The sequence below is a fragment of the Margalitia sp. FSL K6-0131 genome, from assembly GCF_038008735.1.
Classification (GTDB): Bacteria; Bacillota; Bacilli; order Bacillales; family Bacillaceae_C; genus Margalitia; species Margalitia shackletonii.
Genome location: NZ_JBBOZS010000001.1, coordinates 4,103,003 through 4,122,716, shown reverse-complemented (window position 1 = coordinate 4,122,716; position 19,714 = coordinate 4,103,003). Strand labels below are relative to the sequence as shown.

Here is a 19,714-nt window from a genome sequence, read left to right as displayed (position 1 = left end):
TCACCAAAACTGAACTGTCAATGAGTATTAGGGCATAAGATGTGCGAAAATGGTACTATAGTACTATAAAGGAAATATTTACAAAAAATCCTACTCTATATATAATGACTTTAGAAGCATATAAAAACCTATTTAGATACCCATCTACATATGGTTAATTAGGAATTATGGAAGGGATGGCAGTATGAGTAATCATATAAAGTTATTTTGCATACCACATGCAGGAGGCTTATCAAGTATGTATAACAAATGGGGTGAACATTTTGTTAACAATATTGAAGTTATTCCTATAGAGTTGGCTGGGAGAGGCTCACGATTTCACCATGGACATTATCGGAATATGGATGAAGCAGTTTCTGATGTTTTTAACGAAATATTTAGACGATTAAAAGGTGAGCCATATGCCATATTCGGACACAGTATGGGGGCCTATATTGCCTATGAAGTGCTTCTAAGGATTATGGAACTCAATGAATATAAACCATGCCATATCTTCGTTTCTGGAAAAGGAGCACCTTGTGAATCAAAAGAAAAGGCGGTCAGTGCCTTATCAAATGAAGAACTGTTCAGTCACTTAATAGGAATGGGCGGGGTTCCGGAAGAATTACTCAACCATAAGGATCTGGCTGAGATCTTCTTACAAGCGATTCGCAACGATTATAGAATTATTGAGGAGTATAACCATGAAAAAGTTAAGATAACCGAAACAGAACTAACTGTACTAATGGGAACAGAAGATATGACAATGGGCTTGTCCGAAGCAAAAGGTTGGAGGAAATATACTGATAAGAACTGTAGCATCTACCAAATTAAGGGGAATCACTTTTTTATAAACCACTCTGTTAAGGAAGTCGTAAACCTTATTGAGATGAAGTTATCAGAATCTATACTAGTTAATACCTAAATCAGAATCAGAAGGGAGAAGAGGAACGATGGTGGAGAAGAACTTTTATTATTGGTCTCCTACTGTACATTGGAGAATAGAAGGAGAAACGTTAATTATTAATAGCCATAAATTTCAAGGGAAGGTAACAGAGCTTTTTCCAAAACTTTACTATGTATTTCAGAAAGGAATTGATTTACAAAGCCTTCCACAATTATTTGCTGATTTCAATCCGAAATTGATTCGAATGTTTGTGAGAGATTTAGTAACTTATAGAATAGTAATAAAAGATTTAAACACACCAAAAGAGATTTTTTATCTACAAAAAAATATTTATGGAAGCCAATATGAAGAAGAATACTTTCTATTTGGTGATAATGTCGAGAAATATAGAAAAGAACAGTTGCTTCGCTTCGATACCATCCAGAATAGGGAAACGATTGAATTGCCTTCACCTAAGAGACTTCCCGACTACATTATAAATAGAAAAAGCACAAGAAATTTTAATACTACGAAACCAATTACAAAAGTAGAATTGAGCAATATCTTAAGTATTTATAAACAGCATAATCGTGATGAAATTAAGTATTTATATCCGAGCGCTGGAGGGGTATATCCTATCAATATTTATTTATATATAAAAGAAAATAGAGTAGAAGGAATGGGAAGGGGTCTTTATTTTTATAATCCTGCAACACATTCTATTCATTTAATCAATCATACCAATCCAATTCAAAAGGACTCGCAATTTTTCACAAATGCCAATATATTTGAGGGTTCAGCATTTACATTATATTTTACCTATTATGCCAATGCAAATATGGATAAATATAAGGGAGATGGTTATTATTTTGGAATTTTAGATTGTGGAATAATGGTTGGATACTTAAATCTTATCGCGGAACATCTTGGAATTGGAACTTGTTCCATCGGAGAAATAAATTTCAATAAGATCAAGGATATTTTTCAGCTAAAAGAAAATGAAATCTATCTTCATTCCGTAGAAGTGGGCAATAAAAATATTTAGGTGGTGATGGTATGCAACAATCGGTCTTAGATATTAAACAAGTAACTTTAGAAGAAGTTAGTTTACGTATATTAGATATTGTAAAAAAAATAGCGGGTTTTGAGGATATGCAATTATCAGATGAAATAGTTGGGTACAATCTTTCCTCTTTAAAAATCATTAGATTACTGGGAGCTATTGAAGAGACCTATCCTATCACAATCAACTTTGCAGATTTTATTGATAAAAATACCATACAAGATTTCTGTGAATGGGTTTATTCCCAATTGAAGTTAGATATGGAGAGTAATCATTCCGATTTATGGGGAATACAAAATTTTAGTGAAAATAGATATGAGGAATTTGAACTAACAAATATCCAGACTGCTTATCTTATGGGAAGGGATAAACAGTTTGAGTTGGGTGGAATATCGACACATGCTTATCTAGAAATCCAAACCGAATTAGATATGGAAAAACTAAATGTAAGTTTGCAAAAGGTTATTGATCGGCAGGATATGTTACGAGCATATTTTCTACCTAATGGGAAGCAACGAGTCCTTGAGAAAGTAGCACCCTACAAAATCCCCATTGAAGATGTTAGTAGTTTAAGTGAGGGTGAATTGGAGGGAGTCATTTTAAAAGAAAGAGATCGAATGTCTCATTTTGTATTTGATCCATTTAAATGGCCATTATTTGAATTTAAAGCATTGCGTTTAATGGAAAATAAATATTATTTATTCTTCGGGATTGATATGCTGATTGCGGATGGTGCTAGTATACAAATTCTTTTTAAAGAAATATTTGAACATTATTACTGCAATTCTAATTCTGAAATAAAACCTCTTGAAATTAACTACCGAGATTACATGTTATCGTATAGTCAAATAAAAGAAACGAAAAAATATCAAGAAGATAAAGAATTTTGGGAAAAGAAATTAAGCGACTTCCCACAAGCACCACAACTACCTTTAACAAATAATCTTGAAGCCGTCACGAAACCAACATTTATCAGAAGAAGTAAAATATACCACCATGAACAATGGGCGAATATAGTAAAAGAATGCTCCAAGCATAATATAAGGCCAACAATGTTCTTACTTACTTGTTATGCGAAGGCTTTAGCTAAGTGGAGCAATCAATCGGAATTTATCTTAAATACAACTGTCTTTAATAGGTACCCTGTACATAAAGATGTAAACCAAATTATAGGTGATTTTACTTCTTTATTACTCATTGATATTCATCTGGATGAAAAAGGTGAAATATGGAGTGAAGCATGTAAAATTCAAAATCACTTTTTAGAGGCTTTTGAACATAGGGATTATGATGGAATAGATTTTTCGAGGGAGTTAATGAAAATTCATAACTATTCGAAGGGAAAGGCTATTGCACCTATTGTGTTTACAAGTATGCTTTTTGATGATGAATTTCAAGGAATTGATGTAATAGGGAAACTTAAGTACGGAATAAGTCAAACCTCTCAAGTATATCTCGATCATCAAATTATTGAAGTCGGAAATGGAATCATGTTGAGTTGGGATTATATTTCAGAGTTGTTTGAAGAACAAATCATTGAGGAAATGTTTGAGGAGTACATTCACATTGTCGAGAGTGCAGTAAATAGTGAGGTGGAAGTTAGCCCACGTAGTCTTCACTTGAAACAATTACTAGAAAATTATAATCAAACTTCTCTTCATCGAGAACCAGATACGTTACACAATATGTTTATACAAGGAGTTCAACGAACTCCGAGTCATATTGCCATAGAAGGATATGAAAAAGCTATAACGTATAAGGAGCTAGATATCACTTCGAATAAGATTGCTAGTTATTTGATTCGTACCGGAGTAAAACCAGGTGAATTTGTAGGGGTGCTGGCCGAAAGAGAATGGGAAACAATTGCCAATATTCTTGGTGTATTAAAAGTGGGAGCGGCTTATGTTCCGATTGGCGAGGATCTTCCAGAGGATCGGAAAGAATATATGTTACGGGATAGTGGATGTCACCTCCTTTTAACAGCCTCAATGGTAGAAGAATTATGTCAAACCCAGGAAGAATTCACTGAAATCGTTCATAATCCTTATGGTGTAGCTTATGTTATCTACACGTCTGGAAGTACAGGAAAACCGAAAGGGGTTGTTATTAAGCATCAGGCAGCTTGTAACACCATCAAGGATATAAATGAGCGTTTTCAAGTAGAAGAGACAGACAAAATCCTCGGATTATCTTCTATGACGTTTGATCTTTCTGTCTATGATGTTTTCGGTGCCTTATCGACTGGAGCGACATTAGTGATGGTAAGGGATCAGCGCGATGTCCGGGATGTTTACAAAATTGTCGTAGAAAAAGGAATTACTATTTGGAACTCCGTTCCAATGGTGATGGAGATGCTTGTCAACTACATGGATGAGAAAGAAAATCATCAGTATCAAACAGAGACAAAGACGATGAGCTATGATGAATTGCCTGATTTACGACTGGTCCTTTTGAGTGGGGATTGGATTCCAGTACAACTTCCAGATCGGATTAAACATCATTTCTTAGATAGTGAGGTCATAAGCCTGGGTGGAGCGACAGAAGCTTCGATTTGGTCTATCTACTATCCAATTAAAGATGTACCAAAGGAGTGGAAGAGTATTCCTTATGGCTACCCTTTAACGAATCAAACTTATTATGTCTTGAATTATGCAGGGGAATTATGTCCAGTTGGGGTGAAGGGAGAACTTCACATCGGAGGAATGGGACTCGCGGAAGGCTACCTTAATGATGAGGTCAAAACCAAATTGTCCTTCTTTGAACACCCGGAATATGGAAGATTATACAAAACAGGTGATATGGGCGTTTTTACACCGGAAGGATATATTGAATTTTTAGGAAGAAAGGATTACCAAATCAAAATAAGAGGCTACCGAGTGGAGCTAGGGGAAATTGAAAGTATCCTCCAAGAACACCGAAAGGTGAGAAATGCGGTCGTGATCCATAATCGAGATCAACGAGGTCAGGAAGCCTTATTTGCCTATTTGGTTTCAGAAGATTTATTAGATATGAAAGAGCTAAGGGATTATATCGGGGCAAAAGTGCCATCGTACATGGTCCCAAGCTATATGAAAGAGATTGAGGAAATTCCACTTACACCAAATGGAAAAATAGATCGCAAAAAATTACTGGACCTTCCATTTGACGAGAACGAATCAATGGTGGAACGTTTCTTAGTATCCGCCCGAACAGATACGGAGAAGAAGTTAACGGGAATTTGGAAAGAAGTATTAGAACTTAAAGAAATTAGTATTTACGATAATTTCTTTGAAATTGGTGGAAACTCTATTCTAATCATTCGATTAATAACCGCTATTGAAGAAGCTTTTTCAGTGAAAATTGATTTTAGAAGTTTCATTAGAAATAGTTCAATTGAACAGTTAGCTAAGCTTATCGAACTTCGCAATCCAGAGAAGGAAGTGAAAAAGGAATATTTCCCTCCAGTTACTCCAAATCAACAAGATCGTTATAGGGAATTTGAACTAACAAATGTACAAATGGCCTATCTTATGGGAAGGGATCCCCAGTTTGAATTGGGCGGGACATCAACCCATGCATATTTGGAAATAAAGTCTCAATTAGACCTTGAGAAATTCAACGATAGTCTTCAAAAAGTAATAGATCGACAGGATATGCTTCGGGCTGTGATTTTGCCAAATGGTAAGCAACAGGTATTGAAGAATGTGCCCCCTTATAAGATCCAAATAGAAGATGTAAGAGATTTAAGTGAACAAGATCAATATACCGTTATCGTGAGGGAAAGAGACAGAATGTCTCATCACATCTTCGATCCGAACCAATGGCCATTATTTGAATTTAAGGCGGTGCGTTTAAGCGATGAACATTATCAATTATTCTTTGGAATTGATATGTTAATCGCTGATGGAGCGAGTATCCAAATGTTGTTTAAGGAAATCGCCGAGTATTACAGCGGTCACGATGAGAAGATGAAGCCACTTGAAATTACATTCCGGGATTATATGGCATCGTACAAGCAAATAAAAGAAACGGAAAGATATCAAGAAGATAAAGCGTATTGGATGAAGAAGTTAAAAGACTTTCCAGCTGCACCACAATTGCCATTAAAGGATAAGCTCGAAAATATTCATGGGCCAACCTTTAATCGAAAAGCAAAATTAATAAATGGGGATACATGGGGGAAGATCTGTGAGATGGCAGCCCAGCATAATGTAATCCCTGCCATGGTGTTGTTTACCGCCTATACAAAAGTGTTATCAAAATGGAGTAATCAGCCAAGTCTAGCTATCAATACGACCATTTTCAATAGGCAAGCGTTACACAAAGATGTAAATGAGATCATAGGAGATTTTACTTCCCTTATGATGCTAGATGTCCATTTTGAACAAAACGGACAGTTCTGGAAGGAAGCAGAAAAAATTCAATATAATTTTATGGAAGCCTTAGAACATCGACATTACGATGGGGTTGACTTTATCCGGGAGTATGCGGACTACCATGGTTTGAGCCATACAAGTGCCACGATGCCTGTTGTATTCACAAGTATGCTTTTTGGAAAAACCTTTGACTTAAATCAAAATCTCCTGAATTTAGGAGAACTTCAGATGGCCGTCAGTCAAACCTCTCAAGTGTATCTCGATCATCAAATTATTGAAGTCGGAAACGGAATCATGTTGAGTTGGGATTATATTTCAGAGTTGTTTGAAGAACAAATCATTGAGGAAATGTTTGAGGAGTACATTCACATTGTAGAGAGTGTTGTAAAAGGTGCGATGGAAGTAAGTACAGGTGATCTTCACTTGAAACAATTAATGGAAAAGTATAATCAAACTTCTCTTCTTCGGGAACCCGATACGTTACACAATATGTTTATACAAGGAGTTCGACGAACTCCAAGTCATATTGCCATTGAAGGATATGAAAAAGCTATAACGTATAAGGAGCTAGATATCACTTCGAATAAGATAGCTAGTTACTTGATTCGTAACGGAGTAAAACCAGGTGAATTTGTAGGGGTGCTGGCCGAAAGAGAATGGGAAACAATTGCCAATATTCTTGGTGTATTAAAAGCGGGAGCGGCCTATGTGCCGATTGGCCAGGATCTTCCAGAGGATCGGAAAGAATATATGTTACGGGATAGTGGATGTCACCTCCTTTTAACAGCCTCTATGGTAGACGAACTATGTAAAACCCACGAGGAATTCACAGAAATCGTTCATAATCCTTCTGGCGTTGCTTATGTTATTTACACATCCGGAAGTACCGGAAAACCGAAAGGGGTTGTTATTAAGCATCAGGCAGCTTGTAACACCATCAAGGATATAAATGAGCGTTTTCAAGTAGAAGAGACAGACAAAATCCTCGGATTATCCTCAATGACGTTTGACCTTTCTGTCTACGATGTTTTCGGTGCCTTATCGACTGGAGCGACATTGGTGATGGTAAGGGATCAACGCGATGTCCGGGAGGTTTATAAGATTGTCCTAGAGAGAGGAATCACTATTTGGAACTCCGTTCCAATGGTGATGGAGATGCTTGTCAACTACATGGATGAGAAGGAAAACCGCCAGTATCAAACAGAGTCAAAGACGATGAACTATGATGAATTGCCTGATTTACGACTGGTCCTTTTGAGTGGGGATTGGATTCCAGTACAACTTCCAGATCGGATTAAACATCATTTCTTAGATAGTGAGGTCATAAGCCTGGGGGGAGCGACAGAAGCTTCGATTTGGTCTATCTACTATCCAATTAAAGATGTACCAAAGGAGTGGAAGAGTATTCCTTATGGCTACCCTTTAACGAATCAAACTTATTATGTCTTGAATTATGCAGGGGAATTATGTCCAGTTGGGGTGAAGGGAGAACTTCACATCGGAGGAATGGGACTCGCGGAAAGCTACCTTAATGATGAGGTCAAAACCAAATCGTCCTTCTTTGAACACCCGGAATATGGAAGATTATACAAAACAGGTGATATGGGCGTTTTTACACCGGAAGGATATATTGAATTTTTAGGAAGAAAGGATTACCAAATCAAAATAAGAGGCTACCGAGTGGAGCTAGGGGAAATTGAAAGTATCCTCCAAGAACACCGAAAGGTGAGAAATGCGGTCGTGATCCATAATCGAGATCAACGAGGTCAGGAAGCCTTATTTGCCTATTTGGTTTCAGAAGATTTATTAGATATGAAAGAGCTAAGGGATTATATCGAGGCAAAAGTGCCATCGTACATGGTCCCAAGCTATATGAAAGAGATTGAGGAAATTCCACTTACACCAAATGGAAAAATAGATCGCAAAAAATTACTGGCTATTCCAACTGAAGGTGGAGATTCGATTAAGGAACGTTTCATACTTGAGGCACGAACGGAAACCGAAAAGAAGTTAATAGAAATATGGAAAGAAGTATTGGAATTAGAGGATGTAAGTATTCGGGATAATTTCTTTGAACTTGGCGGGAACTCTATTCTTTTAACAAAGATATTCTCAAAATTAGAAGAGACATATACTCATTTAAACATTGTTGATTTATTTAAATATCAAAATATTGAACAGTTTTCTGAGTATATTGATAAAAAAACGACAGAAACAATATATGAAATAGAACCAATTCCGATTCCCACATCTCTATTGAATAAAAATGTTGTGAATGCAAAAAAGGTAGTTTTTGATCACCATATAATAGTCAACCCTGAACATCCAGGATTAAGAGATATAGTAATAAATACTTACTTATACACTTTATCTAGTCTTACTAATCACATGGACTTAAAAACCTGCTTTAAAATTGCTAAAAACGATCATATTTCCTATGAAAAGGTGACGGTTAACTCTTATAAAAGTATAGAAGATTTGAAAGAAAAAATAGAGAAGGGACAATTAAGAAGAGAGCAGCTGTCTAGTTACCACTTTGAGCAGAAGCCAAATGTAAGGCAAAATAGTGAATCTCTTAATATTACAGCACTTTTCATCGAAATAGATGGGGATGTATATACAAACTATAAGAAACTACTTAACTATTACGATATTATTTTTTCTTACAGGGTTATAGAAAACCAATTGCAAATTTCTTTAGCATTCGGAAATGGAAAATTACTAGAAAGCGCTATGGAGAAATTCTTTAGTATTTCAATTAAGATTTTATCTGAATTAATTCAAAAATAAATGTTATCGGGGCACTCTGCTGAATCAAATGGAAAGCCAAGGTGCCCTCTAACTTAATAACAGGGGGTTAAAATGTTTAATATATTTAGTGAAAGTGAGAATATTGAAGCAAAATTTGAGAAAAGAGAAGTTAGTAATAAGGTAGCTGTCATAGGTATATCAGCGAAGCTTCCAAAGGCCGAAAATTATAGGGATTTTTGGAATAACTTAATGAATAAAATGGACTGTGTAGATTTTATTAGTGAGGATAGGAAAGCTGATTGCGATTCGTACTTCAAATTCATTGGGAAGGATCTAAATGAAATTTCCTATCAACAAATGGGGTTTATTAATGATATTGATAAATTTGATTATAGCTACTTTAAGATTCCATACCAAGATGCAGCCTTAATGGATCCTAGACAAAGACTGTTCTTAGAAACAAGTATAAGTGCACTTATAGATGCGGGCTATCCGGAAGACAAAATCATGGGTAAAAATGTTGGGGTTTACGTCGGAAGTAGTAATAGTGATACCGTTTTTAATTATGATAAAATATTGTTCGATTCACAGATTACAAATCCAGTAGCTATTGTCAATAATATGTCCTCTATGATTGCAAGTAGAATATCCTATTTGTTAGATTTAAAGGGTCCTAGTATGACAATCGATACATCATGTTCCTCTTCTTTAGTGTCCATTCACGAAGCTTACCAAGCAATTTTAGACCAAGAATGTGAAATGGCAATTGCAGGTGGTTGTAACATTACAAATATTCCTATGAAATATGATGTCCAGTTAGGCATTGAATCATCTACATACCGAACAAGAGCATTTGATAATGATTCAGATGGTACTGGTTTTGGTGAAGGAGTGGTGGCTTTAGTATTAAAGCCTTTATACAATGCTATACAAGACAATGATAATATCTATGCTATTATTGAATCTAGTCTAGTGAAAAATCAGGGAACCTCTATAGGTGTGGCTAGTCCAAGTGTTGATGGGCAAATGGAGCTTATTTACGAAAATATACAAAATGCAGGTATAAATGCAGAAGATATGAGTTTTATTGAAGCTCATGGAACTGGTACAAATATTGGAGATGTCATTGAGGTTGAAGCAATTAAAAGGGCCTACGAGAAATTAACAGATAAAAAGCAATTTTGTGCGATAAATTCTGTCAAAAATAATGTAGGACATTTATTGAGCGCTTCTGGGGCTACAGGGTTTTTAAAATCTATTTTAACAGTAAAAAATCGTAAATTCCCGCCTATTATTAATTATTCGATTCCAAATAGAAAGATTGACTTTACTAATTCACCCGTGTTTGTAAATCAGGAGCAAATTGAGTTCGACAGTGATAAAAAGATTTATGGAAGTGTTAGTTCTTTTGGAATGAGTGGAACAAACTGTAATATTATTGTTTCTGAATACAAGGACGAGAACAGATCCATCGAAAATCAAAGAGAACGAAATATTATTACTCTTTCAGCGAAGGATCAAGATTCTTTAAAAGAATTAGTATGGGAATATATTATATTCCTTAGCAACGATCAGGAGCTAAGTCTTCAAGATATAGCTTACACTTTAAATTGTAGAAGAACTCATTATCCTTGTAGAGTTGCTTTTGTAATAAAAAACAAGGAAGACCTTATCGATAAGTTACAGTTTTTCTATAGAAATATAGGAAAAAATGTGTCAATTGATAATATATTTTATGTGGAAAAAATACAAGAACAGGGGATCATATCCCGCCATTTAGATGTTGAATATAATCTTAATGATATGGAAAAAATTTGTGAAGCTTATATTCAAGGGAACGATATTAAATGGAATAAGCTCTATAATGATAGCAAAGTTGTTTCTTTGCCAACTTACAAATTTAAAAAATCACGTTGCTGGTATACTGAAGTAAAAAGTGATTTTATACTATTGGATGATGTCGAATTAGAAAAAGATGAAATGTTGGTAGTAGAAGCTTGGGCTAAATTGTTTGGATTAAAAGAAGTGGAATTAAGTCAAGATATTTATGATGTCGGTGGAGATTCCTTAAGTCTAGTAAGTATTTTTAGTGAATTAGATAAGGAAATTGAGAACATTATACTTGAAGAGTTTATAGAATATGAAACATTAGAAGCAATTATCGAGTATGTAAGAACCAAAAAAGGCCATATTGTTAAGAAAAGTAATTTTGAAATAATCTCTACTAATGAAGATTATAAAATAGGGAAAATATCAAACGGGGTTAATGGATCAAATTCCTATCTCATATTTGATGATACCAATTGCACCCTTATTGATGCTGGTGTCAAAATAAGTGATTTAGATGAAATACTTGATGAACTTCATATCCCTATAATTAATTACAATATTCTAACACATGCTCATTTTGATCATATTTATTCGGCAAATGAGATCAGTAATAAGTATCATGCAAAATTGGTTCTGCATCAATTAGAAGTGCCATTTGCCTGTTTATTGCAAAATAAAAGTACAGAGGTTTGCAGGGAATTTATGCAGAACTTAACTGCATAAAAATAGGCTTGCCAGCCCCAAAATTATCCCCTACTGTATTGATTGAGAGATCACAACAGTGGGGAGGAAATGAAAGGATGCTAGCAATGCCTAAAGTAGATTATATCAAACACTTAAGAGAAGAAGAAGACTTATCAATAAATGAAATTACAAGAAAAACTGGTTGTAATTGGAGGACGGTTAAGAAATACGCTGATGGAGAAAGATTTGAAGAGACACTAAAGTTCAGTAAAAAAGGAATGATGTACGAAGAAGGTTTCGGGGAAATTGTTGATGATTGGCTAGAGGAGGACATGAAACTCAAAAGAAAAGAACGGAGAACTAGCAAGAAGATCTATGAAGATCTTAGAGATAACCATAGTTTTAAAGGGTCCTATCGGACCGTATGCGAATATATCCAGAACCGAAAGCCACAACTCAAAGCAGCTAGGATTGAAAGACATGAACGTTTAGAACACCCTCCAGGTGAAGCGCAGGTGGACTTTGGAAACATGACTGTAGTAAAAGATGGAGCCTATAAAGATATCAAAGCTCTAATCCTGAGCTTTCCACACAGTAATGCTGGATTTGGTTATCCTCTTCCTGGCGAAAATACCGAGTGTTTCTTAGAGGGGTTAAAGCAGCTGTTCCATCAATCAGGAGGAGTACCTACATATTTGCGTATAGATAACCTAGCCGCGGTGGTTGTTTCTATTGGCAAAGGGGACAGAAGGACCTATACTGACGCCTTTCTGAGATTTAAATGCCATTACGGCTTTGAAGTACAGCCTTGTAATCCGGCAAGTGGACATGAGAAAGGAAATGTAGAAAAGAAGGTCGGATATACAAGGAATAACCTGTTTACAACAGCACCGATTATGGAGAGTTTTCCACAATTAGCAGACTGGATGAAGGAAGAAATGGAAAAGGACCGGCAACGTCCCCACTATGAAAAAAATGTGATGATTGATGAGCTTTGGGAAGAGGATAAAAAGCAATTGAAAGCCCTTCCTTTAACTGATTTTCCGATTTATTCGGTAAAATCCGCTAAGGTTAATAAATACGGGGAAATTGAAGTTGACGGTGAGAAATTTGTTCTCCACAAAGCGAGAATGAAACAGGCGTTAGTCCTTAAAATGGAATGGGATCGATTTACCTGTTTTACGAATGACGGAGAAATTGTTTATCAAGAAAACCGCCCTTATATGAATGCCACAAGAGCGATTCCATGGAATGATATTTTAATAGATTGGGAGAAGAAACCGCGGTCCGTGAGGTATTCACGCTTTTTTAAGTATTTGCCGGAAAGAGTTCAAACGTATTTGACGATACGATCAGAAGAGACCAGATCCCGGGTCAAGGGGGTAAAAAAATTATTAGAAAAACATACTCTGAATGATATTCATATGGCTTTGGAAAAAGAAGAACGTTTTGAGAGGGATCCACATGAACTTGATTTTATTTTAGAAGCAAAAAAAGCATCCTATCCGGAAAAATTAAACGAGGTACATACGCCTAAGATTTTGCTTAACTATGAAACCGATTTGAATACTTATGATAAAATGCTTTGTCCTTCTCTGGAAGGAGGTGTTTCCTGATGGCCGACTTGAAGGCAATTTGCAAAACACTTCACTTAGCCCATATTATCGAAGAGTTTGAGGATATCCCTTTTGAAAGTAAAGAACAGTATTTACGTGATGTTCTATTAATTGAAGTCAATTCTAGGCAGACAACAAAGATAGCTAGACTAATAAAAAAGGCTAAATTTAGGGAACTTAAATGGCTTAATGGCTATGAATGGGATGAGCAGCTACATTTACCAGCCACAACCTCGAAAGAGGAAATTTGTGACCTTCGTTTTATTAAGGAAAAACAGAACCTACTACTTATGGGGACACCGGGTACGGGGAAAACACATTTAGCAACGGCTTTAGGTGTTAAGGCCTGTGAAATGGGATATGAAGTCCGTTTCTTTCGGGTAGCTGATTTAGTAGGACAATTAGAAGAAGCAATGAAATTAGGCACTTTACACAGGTTAAAACGTCAAATCGAAAAGTGCGACCTACTTATATTGGACGAATTGGGATACGTCCCTTTTCAAAAAGAAGGCTCTGAATTATTGTTTCATATTATCGCAGACTGTTATGAACACAAGAGCGTGATAGTAACCTCTAACCTAGAATTCGGTCAATGGAACCGGGTTTTTGGAGATAACCGCCTAACATCAGCCCTTGTGGACCGATTAGTACATCATGCCCACGTAATAGCGTTTACGGGAGAAAGTTATAGGTTAAAAAATGCTCTTTCATCGGTAAAAACATTGGATGAAATTTAATGTAAAACAAACCGCTGCAAGCCTATGTAAATTTCGCTGCATTTTTCTGCACTTTCTGCTTGCAAAAAACAATTTGCCATGGATTTAATCAATAATGGTATGGTTCTTGTAGGGAAAGAATTTAATTTAAAGGATGATGATAGAATCGTTCAAAATGATGATGTAATTAGAATGGGTAATATTGATATTCAAATTATTCATAGTCCCGGGCATACAAATGGAAGTATGTGTCTAAAACTAGATAAATGGTTATTTACAGGTGATACCTTATTTAAAGATAAGAACCCGGGAATTGATAAAAAGACGGGTAATGGAGATCTACTCAAGCTATCGATTCAAAAAATATTAGATCATAGTAGTGAAAATACTATATTATGTCCTGGACATGGAGAGATTACCCATTTGGGTTATTTGAAAAATAAATTATATGTGTAATGAATGCATAAGGATTGAAAGGGATTGAGGATTTGGAACTATTAATTAATGATAAGATGTCAGATTTCTTAGATAAGGTCTCATCTCTATTATTTCTAAAGCATGAACAATTTCTCGTGGAATATTACAAGGGGTCAGGATTGTCTTTGGATAAAGAATATTTCTCTTTATTAAATAAAGTTTCCAAAATAAAAAACTTAGACAGACATTTTCTTGACCTTTATTTTGGCAGCTTCTGCAATTATGAGGATGTTGTGAACGGAAATATTTTTTGCTTAGCAACTTCTTTGTATAAGATACCAGAACTATATGGAAAAAGTTTTGATGAAATTATCGAGCATTTATCAAATTACAGTGATAAAAAGATAAAAGTAAACATTATCGAATCTATATTATATCTATGTAAAGATAAGATTTATAAGGCAGAAGAAGTAATAGAAGATGAAGACAAACTATTTGAAGTATTGAGTATCTCTAATATTAATGATCAATATAAATGGAGAATTTTTCAGGTTTTGAAAGAACCTAAGGAATGTATGCTTGTATTTATCAGAAAGTTAACGGAGATAGATAGTGCATTGAATAAATCCCTTTCAATCCTAAGTGGTGTAAGAGAGAAGTGGTTATTACAATTAAGGGAATATCCAGATGAATTTTCTTTAAATATAATAAAAACACTTAAGGGTGAAGAGTATATGAAATACAATCGGATTAACATTTTTCCTACACTCATACCTTATACTGCTACCATTTCCAAAAGTGATAGTGAAGTTTATTTAGGACTAGGTTATAAAGTAGATTCGCTTTTTAATGTGATTAAAGGCCAAGATGATTTAGATAGTATAACAAACCTTCTTAAGTCACTTTCAGATAAAAGTAAATTTAAAATCCTTAAACTTTTAAATGGAAAGAAGCTTTACGCAAATGAAATTGCTGAGATTCTCCAGCTTACTAACGCCACCATCTCACATCATATGAGATTAATGACAATACAGGAATTAATAAAAAGTACTCGTATACAGAATCGGACTTATTACTACTCAAACCATGAAGTAATTGAAAAGCTCATCAATAAACTAAGTAAAGAACTTTTAAATAAAGAAGATTAAGATGCTACCGAAAGAGGTGGAGAAAGACGCCTTTTTTTTCGAAATTCAAAATGAATGAAATGGTATACATAAAGGGAGGCAATGAATGATGGAAACACTTATAGAAATGATTCATGAAGCCAGTTTGTTAAAAGAGAAAGGAATTACCTTTATCAATGCCGCTGACAAGGAAAAATTCGTCTCCTATAATATGGTATATGAGAAAGCTTTAAAGTTGTTGTATCATTTTCAAGAAAGAGGACTTAATCCTGGGGACGAAGTAATTTTTCAAATTGAAGATAATGAAATATTTGTTTATACATTTTGGGCGTGCATTTTAGGGGGGTTAATTCCTGTACCAGTTAGTGTTGGAAATAACACGGAGCATAAATTAAAGCTATTCCGTATTTGGGATATTTTGAACAATCCGTATCTAATAACAAGTTCTAAAAATTTATCAAATCTAGAAAAATTTTCAGTAGAGGCATCCTACGAAGCAGAAATGTTAGTTATATCAAGTAGAACGATTTGTATAGAGGATACTGCAAATAGCCATTCTTTTGGAAATATTCATAACCCTAGTTCTAAGGATATTGCATTTGTTCAATTTTCCTCTGGTACTACAGGAGACCCAAAAGGTGTTATCTTAACACATAAGAATGTTCTAACCAATTTAAAAGCACTTATAAATGCATGGGGAATAACAGAAAAAGATTCCTCCTTAAGTTGGATGCCATTAACGCATGATATGGGCCTTATTGCTATCCATTTAACCTCTATGCTTGCAAAAAATAATCAATATATTATCCCAACATTTCTATTTATCCGAAGACCCACATTATGGATGTTAAAGGCAAATGAGCATCGTGTTACCCAGTTATATTCACCTAACTTTGGATATAAATTTTTTCTTGATTACTATGATCCAAAAGCAAGTGAAAATTGGGATTTATCCTGTATTCGTTTGATTGCTAATGGAGCGGAACCGATTTCAACCACTTTATGCTATCAATTCTTAGAAGAACTATCGAAATATGGCTTACGATTCGAGACAATGAATACGGTATATGGTTTAGCTGAGGCAACTGTAGGTGTAAGTATCCCTGAGGTTAATCAACCTTTTGTTCCAGTTGTGGTTGAACGTTCCTCCATTGGAGTTGGCCAAAAAGTAATAGAGGTTAATGGAGGATCGAATAGTGTAACTTTTGTCGAAGTCGGTCGTCCTATTGAAGATTGTGAGGTACGGATCTGCAATGAAGATGATAAAATTTTGCCAGAAGGAACTGTAGGTTATATCCATATTAACGGAAAAAATGTAACGAGTGGTTTCTATAACAATCCATCAGCTACGAAAAAAGCAATAAAAAAAGGTGGTTGGCTTAATACCGGTGATTTGGGCTTTATGAGAAATGGTAGACTAGTCATTACTGGAAGGGCAAAAGATATTATTATAATAAATGGTCAAAATTACTATGCCCACGATATTGAAAGGGTAGTTGAAAATATCCATTCGATTGGATTAGGAAATGTCGCCGTATGTGGTGTTTTTGATGAAAAAAAAGGCCAGGAAGACATTATTGTTTTTATTCGTATAAAGAAAAGTTCGGTGGTATTCTCAGATGTTGATCTTGCTGTTAGAAAAGAGATTAATAGACAGTTGGGTTTAGAAGTTTTACATGTTATTCCTGTCAGGAAAATGCTGAAAACAACTAGTGGTAAAATACAAAGATTTAAAATGAGAGAACTTTATTTAGAAAGCCTCCAACCAAATTAACTTTGAGCTTATTGGGGTCCTGTGTTTCCCAAAGCGCATATAATCAAAGCATGCAGAAATTAAATCCTGTATGCTTTTCGTTTTTACCATATCCCAACTGTCCAATCTTTTACTTTTTTATTGATTTCATAAGTATTATTGAATTTTCTGTATTTTCCTATTGCTGATTTTTGTTTTTCGTGGTTACGAACCGACAAAATGTTTCTCTCCACCCACTGATAAACGAACAAACAAAGGACATACTAAGTGTATATTTAGAGTGGGAGGATATGAAGGTGAGTACAAATGAGAATATCTTATCTTTCTTCGCATTAGGTGGCATAAATGAAATCGGGAAAAATATGTATGCAATCGAGTATGCAAACGATATTGTGATTATCGATTGTGGAAACAAATTTCCAGATGAAAGTTTATTAGGAATTGATTTGATTATTCCTGATATAACTTACTTAATAGAAAATAAAGATAGGGTAAAGGCTTTAATTGTCACACATGGTCATGAAGATCATATCGGAGGGATTCCGTACTTTTTGAAAAAATTAAATGTACCCGTTTATGCTACCCGTTTCACGCTAGGATTAATTGAAATCAAATTAAAAGAACATAAAATTTTACGAGAAAGCAAACTTATTGAAATCAATGCAAACTCAAAATTAGAATTAGGAAAAATAAGTGTAGAATTTTTCAAAGTGACTCATAGCATTCCTGATTGCTTGGGAATCATCTTTCGCACACCGGAGGGCAATGTTGTTCATACCGGGGATTTTAAGTTTGATTTAACTCCTGAGAATATCGAGGAGCGTCCGGAGATTCATAAAATGGCTGATATCGGTAAGGAAGGGGTACTCCTTCTATTGTCCGAGAGTACAAATGCCGAACGTGCCGGTTTGACCCCTTCCGAACAAATGGTAGCAGATCATTTGGAGGTTGCTTTCATGAATGCGGAACGTAAGGTTATTGTTTCCACCTTTGCTTCCAATGTTAGTCGGGTGCAACAGGTTGTAAATGCAGCATATAAAACGAATCGTAAACTTGTCCTGCTTGGAAGAAGTATGCTGAATGTTGTAGAGGTAGCTTTAGACCGGGGTTACTTAAATGTTCCAGATGGGATGATTATTGACCAAAATGAAATGAATGCATTCCCTCCTGAAAAGATAGCGATTTTATGTACTGGTAGCCAAGGAGAACCATTGGCTGCACTTGCCCGCTTGTCGACTGGAAACTTTCGCGGTGTTGAAGTTTTACCAAAAGATACGGTTATTCTTGCTGCCGGCCCAATACCTGGGAATGAAAGAAGTGTCACAAGTATTGTAGACAATTTCTATGCAATTGGAGCCAAGGTGATTTATGGATCCGGAAGTTCATCCGGCATGCATGTTTCAGGTCATGGTTATCAAGAAGATTTAAAACTAATGCTTACCTTAATGAAACCAAAATATTTTATTCCGATTCACGGTGAACTTAGAATGCTGCACCATCACCGTTTATTAGCTGAATCCATTGGAGTGGAAAAAGGCAACACGTTTATTATTAATAATGGCGATGTTGTCGATATTGAACATGGAGTTGCGCGCCAGACCCGCGATATACCTGTTGGGAACACTTATGTAGACGGTGGAGATGTTGGCAATGTAGGGGAATTTGTGTTACGAGACCGTAAACAGTTTTCGGTGGATGGTATGCTCATCGTAGTGTTAACAATAAGTAAATATGACGGAAAACTGCTTTCGGAACCGGAAACTATTTCCCGAGGATTTACGGACGGTACTTTCTCAGAACTTCGAAAAAATGTGAATGAACTTACTGCAAAAACAATTAATGGGCTACAAGAAGAAAATCGAAACGATTGGAAAGTAATAAAAAGAGAAATAAAAAAATCCATTCAGCAGCATGTGTTTCATCAAATGAAGAAAAAGCCAATGATTGTTCCGATAATTATTGAAATATAAAGATGAATAGAAATCAATTAAAATCGGCGCTTTACCAAGAAAAACGTAAAGCGTTGATTTTTAGCCTTTTTAAGAATGGTTTTACTGAGGAAACCAATATTTATTATTATATTCCGTAAAACATTGAAAGAGCTATTTGTACTAACCCTTTATCAATAGCTCTTAATTGAGAAAATTTGACTTATTATTCTAAAATGGAATGAAAGAGAGATTATTTAGATCCAGTGAAAATGGTAAAATCCCGTTAACAATGTTACATTGCAAATTAGCAAAAACCACAATATTACCGATTCTCCAATTTGAAACTATTCAACCTTAATATTGAAACCAATCCCTATTAGTTAGCGTATTTGTATTCAGGGGGTGGTGAATCTGAAAATACGAAACTAGGAATATCATAGATTATTCCTAATGTATTTTGTTATTTTAAGCTAATCGGTTTAATCATTTTTCAAGGATAAATAAAAATGGATTATATCGTTTTCTCTTAATGCTTTTATTTGTATGTGTTGGCAGTTATCAAATATTAAGTGTTTATCACTTTTTAATTAAAAAAGGAGAATCAGG

The 19,714-nt window shown here is 35.1% G+C and carries 10 protein-coding genes; all 10 read left to right on the top strand.

Translation table 11 applies throughout. From position 1 onward, the window contains the following. Window positions 1–184: 184 nt before the first annotated feature. The 10 genes from NSQ59_RS20170 (at window position 185) to NSQ59_RS20125 (ending at window position 19,147) form a co-directional block, all read left to right on the top strand. Window positions 185–904: a thioesterase II family protein gene (locus NSQ59_RS20170; RefSeq protein WP_126649389.1), complete on the top strand. Its 720-nt coding sequence runs from the start codon at window positions 185–187 to the stop codon at window positions 902–904. Between the two features lie 28 nt (window positions 905–932). Next, complete coding sequence (locus NSQ59_RS20165; RefSeq protein ID WP_126649390.1) at window positions 933–1,910, top strand: SagB/ThcOx family dehydrogenase; 978 nt, start codon at window positions 933–935, stop codon at window positions 1,908–1,910. An 11-nt stretch (window positions 1,911–1,921) separates the two neighbouring features. Beyond that, on the top strand, window positions 1,922–9,073 hold the full coding sequence (locus tag NSQ59_RS20160) for an amino acid adenylation domain-containing protein (protein WP_340832492.1): 7,152 nt from the start codon (window positions 1,922–1,924) through the stop codon (window positions 9,071–9,073). Window positions 9,074–9,145: 72 nt separating this feature from the next. Next, on the top strand, window positions 9,146–11,587 hold the full coding sequence (locus tag NSQ59_RS20155; RefSeq protein ID WP_340832490.1) for a beta-ketoacyl synthase N-terminal-like domain-containing protein: 2,442 nt from the start codon (window positions 9,146–9,148) through the stop codon (window positions 11,585–11,587). 77 nt (window positions 11,588–11,664) lie between these two features. Continuing rightward, a complete protein-coding gene (istA, locus tag NSQ59_RS20150; protein WP_340828741.1) occupies window positions 11,665–13,164 on the top strand; it encodes an IS21 family transposase in 1,500 nt (499 codons plus the stop codon). Continuing rightward, window positions 13,164–13,901 (top strand): IS21-like element helper ATPase IstB, encoded by a 738-nt coding sequence (istB, locus tag NSQ59_RS20145; RefSeq protein WP_445669191.1) that lies wholly within the window; start codon window positions 13,164–13,166, stop codon window positions 13,899–13,901. The genes istA and istB overlap by 1 nt, the downstream gene beginning before the upstream one ends. Window positions 13,902–13,979: 78 nt before the next feature. Beyond that, complete coding sequence (locus NSQ59_RS20140; RefSeq protein ID WP_340832488.1) at window positions 13,980–14,336, top strand: MBL fold metallo-hydrolase; 357 nt, start codon at window positions 13,980–13,982, stop codon at window positions 14,334–14,336. A gap of 140 nt (window positions 14,337–14,476) precedes the next feature. Continuing rightward, entirely contained in the window at window positions 14,477–15,445 is a 969-nt protein-coding gene (locus NSQ59_RS20135) for an ArsR/SmtB family transcription factor (protein ID WP_321198657.1), read from the top strand. 85 nt (window positions 15,446–15,530) lie between these two features. After that, complete coding sequence (locus NSQ59_RS20130) at window positions 15,531–17,198, top strand: AMP-binding protein (protein ID WP_340832485.1); 1,668 nt, start codon at window positions 15,531–15,533, stop codon at window positions 17,196–17,198. Between the two features lie 275 nt (window positions 17,199–17,473). Further along, window positions 17,474–19,147: a ribonuclease J gene (locus tag NSQ59_RS20125; protein ID WP_340832484.1), complete on the top strand. Its 1,674-nt coding sequence runs from the start codon at window positions 17,474–17,476 to the stop codon at window positions 19,145–19,147. Window positions 19,148–19,714: the final 567 nt, after the last annotated feature.

Bases quoted from the DNA above. Each gene is read 5' to 3' on its own strand.
- NSQ59_RS20170 (WP_126649389.1), top strand. From the start codon at position 185: ATGAGTAATCATATAAAGTTATTTTGCATACCACATGCAGGAGGCTTA.
- NSQ59_RS20165 (WP_126649390.1), top strand. From the start codon at position 933: ATGGTGGAGAAGAACTTTTATTATTGGTCTCCTACTGTACATTGGAGA.
- NSQ59_RS20160 (WP_340832492.1), top strand. From the start codon at position 1,922: ATGCAACAATCGGTCTTAGATATTAAACAAGTAACTTTAGAAGAAGTT.
- NSQ59_RS20155 (WP_340832490.1), top strand. From the start codon at position 9,146: ATGTTTAATATATTTAGTGAAAGTGAGAATATTGAAGCAAAATTTGAG.
- istA (WP_340828741.1), top strand. From the start codon at position 11,665: ATGCTAGCAATGCCTAAAGTAGATTATATCAAACACTTAAGAGAAGAA.
- istB (WP_445669191.1), top strand. From the start codon at position 13,164: ATGGCCGACTTGAAGGCAATTTGCAAAACACTTCACTTAGCCCATATT.
- NSQ59_RS20140 (WP_340832488.1), top strand. From the start codon at position 13,980: ATGGATTTAATCAATAATGGTATGGTTCTTGTAGGGAAAGAATTTAAT.
- NSQ59_RS20130 (WP_340832485.1), top strand. From the start codon at position 15,531: ATGATGGAAACACTTATAGAAATGATTCATGAAGCCAGTTTGTTAAAA.